Origin of the sequence: Hydrogenoanaerobacterium saccharovorans (assembly GCF_016901815.1) — a bacterium.
Taxonomy (GTDB): Bacteria; Bacillota; Clostridia; order Oscillospirales; family Ruminococcaceae; genus Avimicrobium; species Avimicrobium caecorum.
In genome coordinates this window covers 394,121-406,820 of sequence record NZ_JACSNR010000001.1, presented here as the reverse complement: position 1 = coordinate 406,820, position 12,700 = coordinate 394,121, and the positions used below count along the sequence as shown (strand labels likewise).

At 56.8% G+C, this 12,700-nt stretch carries 12 protein-coding genes; 6 read left to right on the top strand and 6 right to left on the bottom strand.

Features of this window, described 5'->3' with window-relative positions:
* Positions 1–108: 108 nt before the first annotated feature.
* The 3 genes from H9X81_RS01990 to aspS all read left to right on the top strand — a co-directional run bounded on the left by H9X81_RS01990 (position 109) and on the right by aspS (position 4,096).
* Positions 109–513, top strand: coding sequence for a methylglyoxal synthase (locus tag H9X81_RS01990; RefSeq protein WP_177502395.1), 405 nt, complete (start codon positions 109–111; stop codon positions 511–513).
* A gap of 399 nt (positions 514–912) precedes the next feature.
* Positions 913–2,253, top strand: coding sequence for a histidine--tRNA ligase (gene hisS, locus H9X81_RS01985; RefSeq protein ID WP_204719417.1), 1,341 nt, complete (start codon positions 913–915; stop codon positions 2,251–2,253).
* Positions 2,254–2,314: 61 nt separating this feature from the next.
* The gene (gene aspS / locus H9X81_RS01980; RefSeq protein ID WP_204719415.1) at positions 2,315–4,096 is read left to right on the top strand and encodes an aspartate--tRNA ligase; all 1,782 of its coding nucleotides are present in this window, start codon (positions 2,315–2,317) and stop codon (positions 4,094–4,096) included.
* 105 nt (positions 4,097–4,201) lie between these two features.
* Here aspS and H9X81_RS01975 read toward each other — a convergent pair whose 3' ends face one another.
* Positions 4,202–5,200, bottom strand: a complete 999-nt coding sequence (locus H9X81_RS01975; protein WP_204719413.1) for a methyltransferase — start codon at positions 5,198–5,200, stop codon at positions 4,202–4,204.
* Positions 5,201–5,362, bottom strand: coding sequence for a hypothetical protein (locus H9X81_RS01970; protein WP_204719411.1), 162 nt, complete (start codon positions 5,360–5,362; stop codon positions 5,201–5,203).
* A 225-nt stretch (positions 5,363–5,587) separates the two neighbouring features.
* Here H9X81_RS01970 and rbr point away from each other — a divergent pair, with 225 nt between their 5' ends.
* Positions 5,588–6,130, top strand: coding sequence for a rubrerythrin (gene rbr / locus H9X81_RS01965; protein WP_177502399.1), 543 nt, complete (start codon positions 5,588–5,590; stop codon positions 6,128–6,130).
* Between the two features lie 488 nt (positions 6,131–6,618).
* Here rbr and H9X81_RS01960 read toward each other — a convergent pair whose 3' ends face one another.
* From H9X81_RS01960 to H9X81_RS01945, 4 genes are all read right to left on the bottom strand, one after another.
* Positions 6,619–7,164, bottom strand: a complete 546-nt coding sequence (locus H9X81_RS01960; protein WP_177502400.1) for an ECF transporter S component — start codon at positions 7,162–7,164, stop codon at positions 6,619–6,621.
* A gap of 148 nt (positions 7,165–7,312) precedes the next feature.
* Positions 7,313–8,719, bottom strand: a complete 1,407-nt coding sequence (locus H9X81_RS01955) for an amidohydrolase (protein ID WP_177502401.1) — start codon at positions 8,717–8,719, stop codon at positions 7,313–7,315.
* 114 nt (positions 8,720–8,833) lie between these two features.
* Positions 8,834–9,259, bottom strand: coding sequence for a hypothetical protein (locus H9X81_RS01950; protein WP_204719409.1), 426 nt, complete (start codon positions 9,257–9,259; stop codon positions 8,834–8,836).
* Positions 9,252–9,482 (bottom strand): hypothetical protein, encoded by a 231-nt coding sequence (locus tag H9X81_RS01945; RefSeq protein ID WP_204719407.1) that lies wholly within the window; start codon positions 9,480–9,482, stop codon positions 9,252–9,254. The genes H9X81_RS01950 and H9X81_RS01945 overlap by 8 nt, the downstream gene beginning before the upstream one ends.
* A 101-nt stretch (positions 9,483–9,583) precedes the next feature.
* Between H9X81_RS01945 and H9X81_RS01940 the strand changes: the two genes are divergently transcribed.
* Together H9X81_RS01940 and H9X81_RS01935 are read left to right on the top strand one after the other, a co-directional pair.
* Positions 9,584–11,029 (top strand): sodium/glutamate symporter, encoded by a 1,446-nt coding sequence (locus H9X81_RS01940; protein WP_204719405.1) that lies wholly within the window; start codon positions 9,584–9,586, stop codon positions 11,027–11,029.
* A gap of 108 nt (positions 11,030–11,137) precedes the next feature.
* Positions 11,138–12,580 (top strand): M20 family metallopeptidase, encoded by a 1,443-nt coding sequence (locus tag H9X81_RS01935; RefSeq protein WP_204719403.1) that lies wholly within the window; start codon positions 11,138–11,140, stop codon positions 12,578–12,580.
* The last annotated feature ends 120 nt before the right edge of the window (positions 12,581–12,700 follow it).

The following is a 12,700-nucleotide window of genomic DNA, read 5'->3' as shown; positions in this document are numbered from 1 at the left end:
CATTGCATTTTTCTATGATAAAATGAATTGTGAGAAAAAATCCCCTGAAACGGCAAAAATGTATTTGTACTGTTTCGGGTGAAGTATTTGACAGGAGGCTGAGAGAAGATGAATATTGCCCTGATGGCTCATGATTCCAAAAAAGAACTGATGGTACAGTTCTGTATTGCGTACAGCGGCATTCTTTCTCATCACAACCTCTGCGCCACCGGTACCACCGGCAAGATGGTGTCTGAGGCCACTGGCCTGGAGATCTTCCGGTTCCTGAGCGGCACCCATGGCGGCGATCAGCAGATCGCTTCCCGGATTGCCTGCAATGAGATCGACCTGCTGCTTTTCTTCCGGGACCCCATTACACCCCGTCCCGCTGAAAAGAATGGTGCGGATCTGCTGCGTCTGTGCGATGTCCACAATATTCCCGTGGCAACCAACATCGCCACAGCCGAAGCTCTGATCCATGCGCTGGAGCGTGGTGACCTGGACTGGCGTGACATTGTCAACCCCAGCAGATGAGCTTCCTCAGCGGAAAATCTCCGCTGAGGGCCCTACACAGGCACGGCAGAATCTGATATAATACCATAAAGGCGTTAAAACGGGAGCAGTATCCCCGGGCTCCGCACCAGAGAAGGACCGCCGCGGCTGAAAGCGGTCTGCGATCTGACCCGGGAGGAAGGACACCCGATCAGCCGGCTGGTGCGTCCCAGGGACGAAACCGGCCCGAATCCTTCCCGCGTTAAGGGAATTTCTCGAGTGGAACCGGAACTGTGTCCATACAGCCGGTTCAACAAGGGTGGCACCACGGAATTTTCTCCGTCCCTTGCGTTTTCCGGAACCAACCGGGAAGCCAGGGGACGGAGTTTTTTCATATCAAACCTATGATCAAACCAAAGAGGAAGGGAAGTCGGAAATACTATGGCACTGATTACCAAGGCGCCCCGGGGCACACAGGATTTCACCCCGGACCAGAGCGCCCGGATGCGGTATATCGAAGATACACTGATGCGCATCGCCGGTCTGCATGGCTTCGGCGAGATCCGCACCCCCACCTTTGAGCATACCGAACTGTTTGTCCGCTCGGTAGGCGATACCACCGATGTGGTCCAGAAGGAAATGTATACCTTTGAGGATAAGAAGGGACGCTCCATCACCCTGAAGCCCGAGGGCACCGCTGGCGCAGTGCGTGCGGCTCTGGAACGGGGCCTGCTGGCAGAAGCCCTGCCGCTGAAGCTCAGCTACATCACCCCCTGTTTCCGGTATGAGAAGGCACAGGCCGGACGCTACCGGGAATTCCATCAGTTCGGCGTGGAGCTGCTGGGCGCCCAGAGCTCGGCTGCCGATGCGGAAGTCATCGGCCTGGTACAGGAGGCACTGGATACCCTGGGAGTGACTGAGATCCGTCTGTTCATCAACTCCATCGGCTGTCCCAACTGCCGTCCCAAGTTCCAGCAGGCGCTGAAGGACTACTACTCCGCCCACTATGATGAGCTGTGCCCCACCTGTCAGGACCGTCTGGAGCGCAATCCCCTGCGTATCCTGGACTGCAAGGAGGAGCACTGTCACGAGCTGGCTGAACATGCCCCCATCGTCCTGGACTACCTCTGCGACGAGTGCCGGGAGCACTTTGAGGAGCTCCAGGAGCGTCTGCGGGCCATGGGCATTGCCTTTGAGGTAGATCCCACCATCGTCCGGGGCCTGGACTACTACACCAAGACCGTGTTCGAGTTCAAGACCGAGACCATCGGTGCCCAGGGCACTGTGTGCGGCGGCGGACGGTATGACGGCCTGGTAGAGCTCATGGGCGGTCAGAAGCAGCCGGCCGTAGGCTTCGCCATCGGTCTGGAGCGGCTCAAGCTGGTGATGGAGGCCTGCGGCGCTCCCATGCCGGAAGAGCCCCGGTGCGACATCGCCCTGATCCCGCTGGGAGCCAAGGCTTCGGTGCGGTGCAGCGCCATGGCGGCAGATCTGCGCACCGATGGCTTCTATGCCGAAACTGACCTGATGAACCGCAGCCTCAAGGCACAGCTCAAGTATGCCAACAAGATCGGCGCCCGGTACACCATAGTGATCGGCGACAGCGAGCTGGAGGCTGGCAAGGCACGGCTGAAGGATATGGATTCCGGCGAGGAGCAGGAGGTTGCCTTTGACCGTCTGGCGGATGTGCTGATGGAAAAGGAAGCCAGCCGTCTGTACGGCGAGATCGCCGATGCCCAGTTCGGCCTGGAGGAGCTCTCCGGCGTCCTGGGCCAGGAATAAAGTTTGCATGACTGCCGGCGGGGCAAGTCCCCATCGGAGAAGATAAGAGGAGTGAAACAACATGGCAGATACAATGCAGGGTCTCAAGCGTACCCATTACTGCGGGGAAGTGACTGAGGCCGTCATTGGCAGTGAAGTGGTAGTGTCCGGTTGGGTACAGCGGGCACGCAACCTGGGAAATCTGATCTTTATTGACCTGCGGGACCGCAGCGGTGTGGTTCAGCTGGCCTTCGGCGACAAGACCGACCGTGCCATCTTTGAGAAGGCAGCCGGTGTCCGGGGCGAATATGTCCTCATGGCGAAGGGTGTTCTGCGCCGCCGTGAATCGGTGAACAAGGAGATCAAGACCGGTGAGGTGGAGATCGAAGTGACCGATCTGCGGGTACTGGCAAAGAGCGAGACCCCGCCTTTCGAGATCGTGGACAACACCAATGTCAAGGAGGAACTGCGCCTCAAGTACCGCTATCTGGACCTGCGCCGCAGCCCCATGCAGCAGGCTCTGATGGCCCGTCACCGCATCGTCAAGATCGCCCGTGACTACTTCGATAAGAACGATTTTGTGGAGATCGAAACCCCGGTGCTCATCAAGTCCACCCCCGAAGGCGCCCGTGACTATCTGGTGCCCTCCCGTGTACACCCCGGCGAGTTCTATGCTCTGCCCCAGTCGCCCCAGCTCTACAAGCAGCTGCTGATGCTCTCGGGCTATGACCGCTATATGCAGGTTGCCCGCTGCTTCCGTGATGAGGACCTCCGGGCCGACCGTCAGCCGGAATTCACCCAGATCGACATCGAGATGTCCTTTGTGGACGAAGAAGATGTTATGACCATGAACGAAGGCTTCATCAAGAAGGTATTCCATGAGGTACTGGGTGTGGAGGTACAGACTCCCTTCCGCCGGATGCCTTACGATGAGGCAATGAGCCGTTACGGTGTGGACAAGCCGGATACCCGGTTCGGCCTGGAGCTGTGCGACCTCACCGACCTTCTGAAGAACACCGAATTCAAGGTATTTGCCGGCGCCACTGCCGAGGGTTACAGCGTCCGCGGTATTAATGTCAAGGGCGCTGCCGCCACTCTGACCCGTAAGGAGATCGACAAGCTCACCGACTTCGTCAAGACCTACCGTGCCAAGGGTCTGGCCTTCACCCGGTTCACCGCTGACGGTGTATCCTCCTCCTTCGAGAAGTTCCTCACCGAGGACGAGGTCAAGGCCATCCATGAGCGTATGGGCGCCGAGGAAGGCGACGTGCTGCTCATCGTGGCAGACAAGAACAAGGTGGTATTCGACAGCCTGGGCGCTCTGCGCAACCATCTGGCTAAGATGCTGCACCTCTATGAGGAAGGCACCTTCGACTTCCTGTGGGTAACCGACTTCCCGCTGTTCGAATATGACGAGGAGGAAGGCCGCTGGGTAGCCATGCACCATCCCTTCACCTCGCCCAAGCTCAGCGATGTGGACAAGCTGCTGAGCGATCCCGGTCACACCTATGCCCGTGCCTATGATATTGTCCTCAATGGCGTAGAGCTGGGCGGCGGTTCCATCCGGATCAGCGACCCCGAGATCCAGCAGAAGATGTTCGAGGCCATCGGCCTCACCGATGAGCAGGCCCAGGAGCGGTTCGGCTTCCTGCTGAACGCCTTCAAGTACGGCGTACCGCCGCATGGTGGTATGGCTTACGGTCTGGACCGTCTGGTAATGCTCATGCTGGGCAAGGATTCCATCAAGGAAGTCATTGCCTTCCCGAAGGTACAGAACGCCAGCGACCTGATGACCGACTGCCCGTCGCCGGTGGATCAGAAGGATCTGGATGTACTGCATATCCGGGTTCAGGACGACAAGTAAAATTCGCTGAATGTACAGAATCCCCCTGCCAGAAAAATGGCAGGGGGATTCTTGTTGCAGTAAAAAGCTCCCTGGAAACAGTCCCAGTGAGCTTCCATATAAAAGTCAGTCCTGTCGTTCCGGAATCCGTCCGATGCGCGCCAGTTCTTCCTCGAGGTAGGGGCGGATCTGCCAGTCCTTGGCGAAGGCCAGGTATTCCTGGTACTTCTGCCGGTCCGGACGACCGTTGCGCACCGCCTTGATGAGGATATTTTTCGGGGTGTGTTCCAGGGAGATGAACTCCATGATGTTCACATCATAGCCGCAGGCTTCCAGGAGCTGTCCGCGGATGCTGTCGGTGAGCAGCGCCGAGAACCGCTCCTTGATGATGCCATGCTTGAGCATCACCTTCATGCGGTCATTCTTGATCTTGGGAAACAGCTCATGCTGGCAGCAGGGAACGGTGAGCAGGATACGGCAGTCCCAGCCGATGGCCTGAACAATGGCGGCATCGGTTGCCACGTCGCAGGCGTGCAGAGTGACCACCATATCAATGGGCTCGCCGGATACATAGCTCTGGATGTCGCCGGTGAGGAAGGAGAGCCCGTCATAGCCCAGATCCCGGGCCACCTGTTCACAGAAGCGGATGACATCGTCCTTGAGGTCCAGACCGATGATCTTGACATTGAGCCCCAGCTGCCGCACCAGATAGTAATACAGTCCGAAGGTGAGATAGCTCTTGCAGCAGCCGAAGTCCACGATGTGGATGCGCCGGTCCTTGGGCAGGCTGTCCACGCAGCCGGCTACCAGCTCCAGATATTTGTTGATCTGCCGGAACTTGTCATAGTGGGCTTTGAGTACATGTCCGTCGGCATTCATCACGCCGAGATGGATCAGGAAATCACAGGGCTCCCCATCGGGAATGGCATAGGCCTTCTGCTTGTTGTGGGAGAGGTTCTGTTCTCCGGCCTTGGTAGGCGGCTGGGTCTTGATCTTCAGCCGGCTGAAACAGGTCATGTGGTAGTCGTGTTCGGTGGTGTGCAGAATGCACTGGCAGAAGGTGTTCTCCAGCAGTCCGGCAACGGCCTCAGCTGCTTCAGGCGCCGAGAGGTTTTCATGCAGCACCTACTTGTCATAGACATAGGTCAGCTGGAAGGTGAGCTCCCCGCCCTGCAGGAATGGACGGATCTGCACTTTTTTGTAGGGGGCAGAGCTGGTCTTTTTGAGCTGGGTCAGGGTAGCGAACACAAAATGCTCGTCAAAAAACGGCTGAAGCCGGGTGAGCATAAATCAATCTCCTCCTGTCAGATGGGACAAAAAACAGTGGTTGGAACAGCGGACAGAACCGCCGGAAAATCCAGTGTGCTGAGGGTATTATAGCATAAAATGAACCGTTTGTCCCATAACATGAAAATATTTTGGGGGAATCTGTTGACAAAAAATGCCCTTGATGCTATACTGTAAATATATTAGTAGTAATAATTATCATTATTGGAAAAGGGGTATTGAACTATGGAATTCAAGGGTAGCAAGACCGAAAAGAACCTGTGGGAAGCTTTCGCTGGTGAGAGCCAGGCTCGCAATAAGTACACCTACTTCGCATCCAAGGCAAGAGCTGAGGGCTTCAATCAGATCGCAGCCATCTTCGAAGAGACTGCCGGCAACGAGAAGGAGCATGCCAAGATTTGGTTCAAGCTGGCTACTGAGGAGAAGGGCATCGGCACCACTGCTGAGAACCTGAAGGCCGCTGCTGCTGGTGAGAACTACGAGTGGACCGACATGTATGCCAAGTTCGCTGCTGAGGCTAAGGAAGAGGGCTTCACCAAGATTGCTTTCCTGTTCGAGCAGGTTGGTCTGATCGAGAAGGAGCATGAGGCTCGTTACCTCAAGCTGCTGGCTAATGTAGAGAAGGGCGAAGTATTTGCCAAGAGCGAGAAGGTTGTATGGCAGTGCTCCAACTGCGGCTACATCCACGAGGGCGAGAAGGCTCCCGAGGTTTGCCCTGTATGTGCACATCCCAAGGCATTCTTCCAGATCCACGCAACCAACTATTAATCGATCTTTTTCCCATCGATTCAAAAAAGGACAGGCTTTCGGGCCTGTCCTTTTTCTATACAGAAATCCCGCCGGACTGAAGCCGTTTCAGCAGAATGCCCCCGCCTCTGCCAGAGGGGGAGCTGCCCGGTGATAGACCATCTCGGCGGAAGTGACCGCCGCCCTCCAGATCCGGCTGTCTGGCGCACACTGCCCGCAAAAATCCTCCCGGTCTGCGGGACCGCAGGGCGATGCGGAAATCAGAGAAGTGAGGCGAGCAGCCGCCTGCCCTGTCCGGGGTGTTCGTTTTTACAGGTGTGCCTGCCCACATGTGTTCTTTGCAAAAAACTGGCAGGAGAGCAAGGAACACAATGTGAAGATACAGAAATCGGGAGCGGAAGTCTGTCCATCGCCTGCCCTGTCCAGGGTGTTCGTTTTTACAAGTGTACCTGTCACATGCGGTTTTCCGCACAAAAAAATCCCCCGGCGGGAAAGCCGGGGGATTTTTATCAGGCATTTGCGGTGAGATGGGTCTTTTCCAGAGCCATCACAACCGGCGGGATCAGCACCAGCTGAATGATGATGCCGGGCAGAGCGGTGACAAATGCGGCAGTGAGGAATGCCTGCAGGGTATAGGCCTTGCCAGCCATACCCATAGCGGCAGTCATTGCCAGGCCATTGGCGGCACGGCCAGCCAGCATGGCGATGATCAGAGCTGCATAGGTGCGCTTGCGGTTCATGCGGCAGCCGAGGGCCTTATAGGCCACGCCGGATACCAGGCCATACACAGCCAGTTCCACGATCATGCAGACACCGGTGGGGAAGAGCGGGGGCATTCCATTGATGAGAATGGAAAGGGAAACAGTGAGGGCTCCGGCAATGGCACCGTAAAAACCACCCACAGTCATGCCGCAGATGAGAACGGGAATGTGCATGGGCAGAATAATGCTTCCCGCGTTGGGGATCATGTGGAAAGCCTGGGGCAGCACAACTCCGATGGCGGTGAACAGCGCAGCCATCACCAGGTTTTTGACACGGATGTTCTGTGATGTCATAATGTTCCTCCTGTGAAGTTTCTGCGGTAAATTATACCGCATTTCCGCGTCTGCTGTCAAATCCCGGCGATTGTCCCCAGCTCCGCCGGAGCATATAAAAAAGCCCGGAATTTTTCCGGGCTTTTTGGCTGTGGATCACAGCACTGGATCAATCGTAGTAAGGCATCATGTCATCGGGGATGGGGGTGTAGGTGGCGCCATCCAGGTCGGCCTTCAGCTCTTCCTTGGCCTTTTCAATGACATCCTTCTTGTCGGTGAACAGGTCATAGCCGGTGAGTGCCATAGCTTCGCCGGCACGGATCATGCCCTTGGTACCAACCGAAGTACCATAGCAGGAACAGGACTGCCAGGTGTGAGCCGATACGGGAATGGGAGCACAGGCTGTGGTGAACTGGGCAGTGGGGGTGATGTAGCTGACATCGCCCACATCGGTGCTGCCGCCGCCGCACTGGCTCTTGTCGCCGTACAGAACCGGCTTCATGCGCATGCCATGCTCCAGTTCCGCCGGGCTGAATCCGTACTGCTTGCAGGCAGCCGCGATGGCTTCGGGAGCATAGGTGGCAACCATGTCGTCCATGAACTTCTTTTCCTCGTCGGTGAACTCGGTGGGAGTTACCTGGCAGAGGTTCTCATACATAATTTCGTTCATGGTGTAGTTGGGCATCATGTTGTGCATGACACTCTTGACCGAGTAGGTCATGGTGGTTTCGGTCATGTGGGCAGCGCCTTCCGCGCAGAGGATCAGGCGGCGGACAATATCCTGCATCTGATCCATCTTGGGAGCGCGTACCGAGTACCGTACCGCAGCGGTAGCGGGCACAATGTTGGGAGCCATACCGCCGTCGATGATGATATAGTGCATCCGGCCGCCGTCGATGATGTGTTCACGCAGGTAGTTGCAGCCCACGTTCATCAGTTCTACGGCATCCAGGGCGCTGCGGCCCAGCCACGGAGCGCCGCCGGCATGAGCGGGGATACCCTTGAAGTAAAATTCCATCAGTGTATAGGCATTGTTGCTGCCGCCGCTGACTGCGTCCTGGTTGCCCGGATGGTAGGTCAGGCAGCAATCCAGGTCGTTGAAGACGCCGGCTCTTGCCATATAGGACTTACCGGACAGGTTCTCCTCTGCCGGACAGGCATAGAAGCGCAGGGTGCCGGGGAGATTTTCCTCCTTCATGGTATCCATCAGAGCGGCGAATGCCAGTACACCGGCTGTACCCAGCAGGTTATGACCGCAGGCGTGACCATAAGCACCCGGCTCCAGCGGGTCCTGAACAGTCAGGCCGGCCTTCTGGCTCAGACCGGGCAGAGCATCGAACTCACCCAGAATACCGATGATCGGCTTGCCGCTGCCATACTCAGCGATGAAAGCAGTTTCAACCACATCCACCGGTGAAGTGATCTTAGCTCCCATATTCTTCAGATAATCCTGCTGCAGCTTGGTGGCATTGAACTCACGGAAGCCGGCCTCCGGCTTTGCCCAGATGTCCAGAGCCATCTTTTCCAGAGCTTCTCTGTGCTTGGCAATATTTGCCTTGATATTCTGCTTGCCCATGATACTGATCTCCTTTCACTACTTGGTTTGATTGAATAACATTATATACCACCATGAATGTTCCTGCAAGGGATATTTCATTTTTGGCACTGTAAATAGCCGAAATGTCTAATTTTATGCGGCTTCTTTTAGAGAAAATTGCGCTGACAGGGCACAGCTGTTCTTTAACTGAACACAAATCCGGGCAAGACACTCAGGCCGGTTTTGATGGGAAAAAGGGGTGTTCTGTAAATTTTGTAAAAAATCACTGCATTTGCCGGTGAATTTCCAAGCCAAACAAGCTAAATCTACAAAGGAAGCCGGAATTTCATCATGGTGAATCGATAAAGTGAACAACAGAGCGTTCGCATAATTTGAATAAACTGTAAATTTTATACAACAGTGAAATGTGCGGCGGTTCACCTTGCGAAAGGCGGCGGAAAATTTCAGTCTTGCAAAGCGAAGCAAAGTGTGTATAATAAAACATAAACCAGCCGCCGGTGCAAAAAGGCGGCAGCGGTCTATCCAAAAAGCAAAAGCCAGAAGGAGGTTTTCACTCATGCTTAGCGACCGATCTTTTGATTTCGTACGGAATAATGCCAATCGACAGCAGGGCCAGCAGTCCTGCCAGTTTGTGCTGCCTGAACAGCAGCCGCAGCGACAGCAGCGGACCGAACGAAATCAGAATAAGGCGCTGGCTTAAGCGAAAACGCCTTGCTGCAAGGGAATTGGCAGGGGCGGATAAAAGACGAGGGCCAGCGGGCTCAAGTCTTTGAAACGCCATGTGAATCCCAAGGCAGCTTTATAGCAAATCTATAAACTGTTGTGTAGGGACTGTGCGATGCAAAGCACAGTCCCATTTTTTGTTATTTGGAGGAAATTATCATGCTTACATCTTCGCTTCTTACCGAGCTGCTCTGCAGCCTTTCCATTATCGGCGGCCTGCTTCTGCTGGGGACCTTCCTGCGGGCCAAGGTCAAACTGTTCCAGAAACTCTTCCTGCCCGCATCGGTGATCGGCGGCTTCATCGGACTGCTGCTCGGGCCGATGATTCTGGGTGATTATGCCATTCTCCGGGTACCTGAGACCTACATCAACGACTGGTCGCTGCTGCCCGGCACCCTGATCGTTCCCATCTTTGCGGCGGTTCCCCTGGGAATGTTCATGAACCGTTCCCCCAAGGCCGAGAGCGGCAAAAAGACCGCTCCCAATGTGCTCAAGGCTTTCGCCCTGTTTGCGGCACTGAGCTTCATGCAGTCCGCCATCGGCTTCGGAACCAACCTGTTCTTCAGCAGCACCGGTGACTATGATCTCTACCGCACCTTCGGCTATGAGCTGAGCCAGGGCTTCTGCGGCGGTCACGGCACTGCCGGCGCTGTGGGCAAGATCCTTGAGGGCCTGGGCCTGGATTACTGGGCTACCGCTCAGGGCGTAGCGGTTACCACTGCCACCATCGGCATCATCGGCGGTATGCTGCTGGGCATCATCTTCATCAACATCGCCGCTGCCAAGGGTAAGACCGCCGTCCTCAAGAAGCCCGGCGATATTCCCGCTGAGATGTCCAGGGGCTATGTAGCCGACACCAGCCGTCACGCCTCCATGGGCCGTGAGACCTTCATGCCCTCCACCATCGAGACCATCTCCCTGCACCTTGCCATCATTCTCGGCGTCTGCGGCGCTGCCTATGGCCTGCTGGATCTCCTCGCCAAGACCGGTATCTCCGCCTTCTCCAGCATGCCCGTGTGGATCTATGCCATGGTTATCATGTTCGGCGTCAACCACCTCATCATCAAGCTGGGCCTCGACTGGGCCATCGATACCAAGGTCAAGAGCCGGATTTCCGGTGCCATGTCCGACTTCGCCATTACTGCCGCCATCGCCAGCCTGCCCGTTGAGGCCGTTATGGAGTATGCTGTGCCCATCCTGGTAATGTGCGCTATCGGTTTTGTACTCACCTACATCTTCGTATTTAAGCTGGGGGACATCGTCTACAAAGGCGACTATGCCTTTGAGCGTTCCATCATTGCCTGGGGTACTGCCACCGGCGTTATGATCACCGGTATGATGCTCCTGAAGATCTGCGATCCCGACTATGAGACCCCCGCTCTGGCCGACTTCTCCATGGGCTTCTCGCTGCTGTCCCTGTCCGGCCTGATCACCACTCCCCTGACCCTGGCAGTGATCGCCTCGGGCAGCACCATGGCGAACTTCCTGTTCTCGCTGGCTGTGACCGGTGTGTTCTGGGCCATCCTGGCAGTTGTGACTGTGGGCAGCCGGGTCAGCGCCCGCCGGACTGCGCCCGCAGCGGAGACCGCCACTCTGGCAGACTGAAGCAGCGCTTTTCCCCGGTGAAAAAGCGTGCTACAATAAATAAAGGTATCAATACAGCTCCTGTCCCGGGTATGGGGCAGGGGAGAACCGATGGAAGGAGCCTGTATCATGGATAAAAAAGCAGTGTATGAGGTGATTGATTCCAAAGCGTCCGAGTTTGCGGCGCTGAGCGACGCCATCTGGGACTATGCGGAACTGGCCTTTACCGAGCATCAGTCGGCAGAGGCACTCTGCCGGCAGCTGGAAAAGGAGGGCTTTGCCGTCACCCGTGGGGTGGCTGGCATTGAAACCGCCTTCACCGCCCGCTATGGCAGCGGCAAGCCGGTGATCGGTATCCTGGGCGAGTTCGATGCCCTGTCCGGCCTGAGCCAGAAGGCGGGCTGCGCGGTTCGGGAGCCGCTCTGTCCCGGCGCCGCCGGTCACGGCTGTGGACACAATATGTTCGGCGTGGGTTCCATTGCCGCCGCCGTAGGCGTCAAGAAGTACCTGGAGGACACCGGACACAGCGGTACGGTGGTCTACTTCGGCACCCCCGGTGAAGAGGGCGGTTCGGGCAAGGCATTCATGGCCCGGGAGGGCGTCTTTGACGAGCTGGATGCCGCTGTGGCCTGGCACCCTTCGGATCTCAATGCCGTTATGACCGGCAGCAGCCTTGCCAATGTGCAGGTGGCCTACCACTTCAAGGGTGTGGCAGCCCATGCAGCGGCGGCGCCCCATCTGGGCCGGAGTGCCCTGGACGCCGTGGAACTGATGAACATGGGCGTGCAGTTCCTGCGGGAGCATGTGATCCCGGAGGCACGCATCCACTATGCCATCACCAATACCGGCGGTTATTCCCCCAATGTGGTGCAGCCGGAGGCCGAGGTGCTCTATCTGATCCGGGCGCCCAAGAATGCCCAGGTGCAGGAGATCTATGCCCGGGTGAACAAGATCGCCCAGGGTGCGGCTATGATGACCGAAACCGACCTGACCATTGATTTCTACAAAGCCTGCTCCAACCTGATCCCCAATACGGTGATGGAGGAGCTGATCTACAAGAACCTGTGTGAAGCCGGCCTGCCGGAGCACACCGACGCTGACCGGGAATTTGCCCGTCAGATCCGGGAGAGCATCGAGAACAAGAGCGACACCGTGGCAGCCCTGCTGGACAAGGCCACTGATCCCGCTGAGAAGGAGCTCTACCGGAAGCATCTGGGCGATCCGCTCAACGATTTCATTGTGCCCTATCACTCTTCGGAGCTGGCAATGGCTGGTTCCACCGATGTGGGCGATGTGAGCTGGGTTTGTCCCACTGCCCAGGTGAATACCGCCTGCTATGCTTCGGGTACTCCCGGACATTCCTGGCAGCTGGTAGCCCAGGGCAAGGCACCGGTGGCCCATGCCGCCATGCTTCAGGCCGGACGGGTCATGGCTGGAACTGCCATTGATCTGTTCGAGTCCCCGGAGCTGCTGGAAAAGGCCAAGGCAGAGCATGCGGCCCGGGTGGGAGACGGCTATGTCTGCCCCATTCCGGCAGGTGTAAAGCCCCGTCCCATGGGCGCCAAGAAGTAAGTTTTCCCCTTCATTTCCCTGCGTTCAGCGGGGAGAGTCCCCTGTTTTTCTTTTTCCTGTTGAGCAGAAAGCACGAGATGGCTGCGTTGCCGTTTCGTGCTTTTTGCGTTCGCCGTTGCC

Bases quoted from the DNA above. Each gene is read 5' to 3' on its own strand.
- H9X81_RS01990 (WP_177502395.1), top strand. From the start codon at position 109: ATGAATATTGCCCTGATGGCTCATGATTCCAAAAAAGAACTGATGGTA.
- hisS (WP_204719417.1), top strand. From the start codon at position 913: ATGGCACTGATTACCAAGGCGCCCCGGGGCACACAGGATTTCACCCCG.
- aspS (WP_204719415.1), top strand. From the start codon at position 2,315: ATGGCAGATACAATGCAGGGTCTCAAGCGTACCCATTACTGCGGGGAA.
- H9X81_RS01970 (WP_204719411.1), bottom strand. From the start codon at position 5,362: ATGCTCACCCGGCTTCAGCCGTTTTTTGACGAGCATTTTGTGTTCGCT.
- rbr (WP_177502399.1), top strand. From the start codon at position 5,588: ATGGAATTCAAGGGTAGCAAGACCGAAAAGAACCTGTGGGAAGCTTTC.
- H9X81_RS01960 (WP_177502400.1), bottom strand. From the start codon at position 7,164: ATGACATCACAGAACATCCGTGTCAAAAACCTGGTGATGGCTGCGCTG.
- H9X81_RS01955 (WP_177502401.1), bottom strand. From the start codon at position 8,719: ATGGGCAAGCAGAATATCAAGGCAAATATTGCCAAGCACAGAGAAGCT.
- H9X81_RS01950 (WP_204719409.1), bottom strand. From the start codon at position 9,259: ATGAGTGAAAACCTCCTTCTGGCTTTTGCTTTTTGGATAGACCGCTGC.
- H9X81_RS01945 (WP_204719407.1), bottom strand. From the start codon at position 9,482: ATGGCGTTTCAAAGACTTGAGCCCGCTGGCCCTCGTCTTTTATCCGCC.
- H9X81_RS01940 (WP_204719405.1), top strand. From the start codon at position 9,584: ATGCTTACATCTTCGCTTCTTACCGAGCTGCTCTGCAGCCTTTCCATT.
- H9X81_RS01935 (WP_204719403.1), top strand. From the start codon at position 11,138: ATGGATAAAAAAGCAGTGTATGAGGTGATTGATTCCAAAGCGTCCGAG.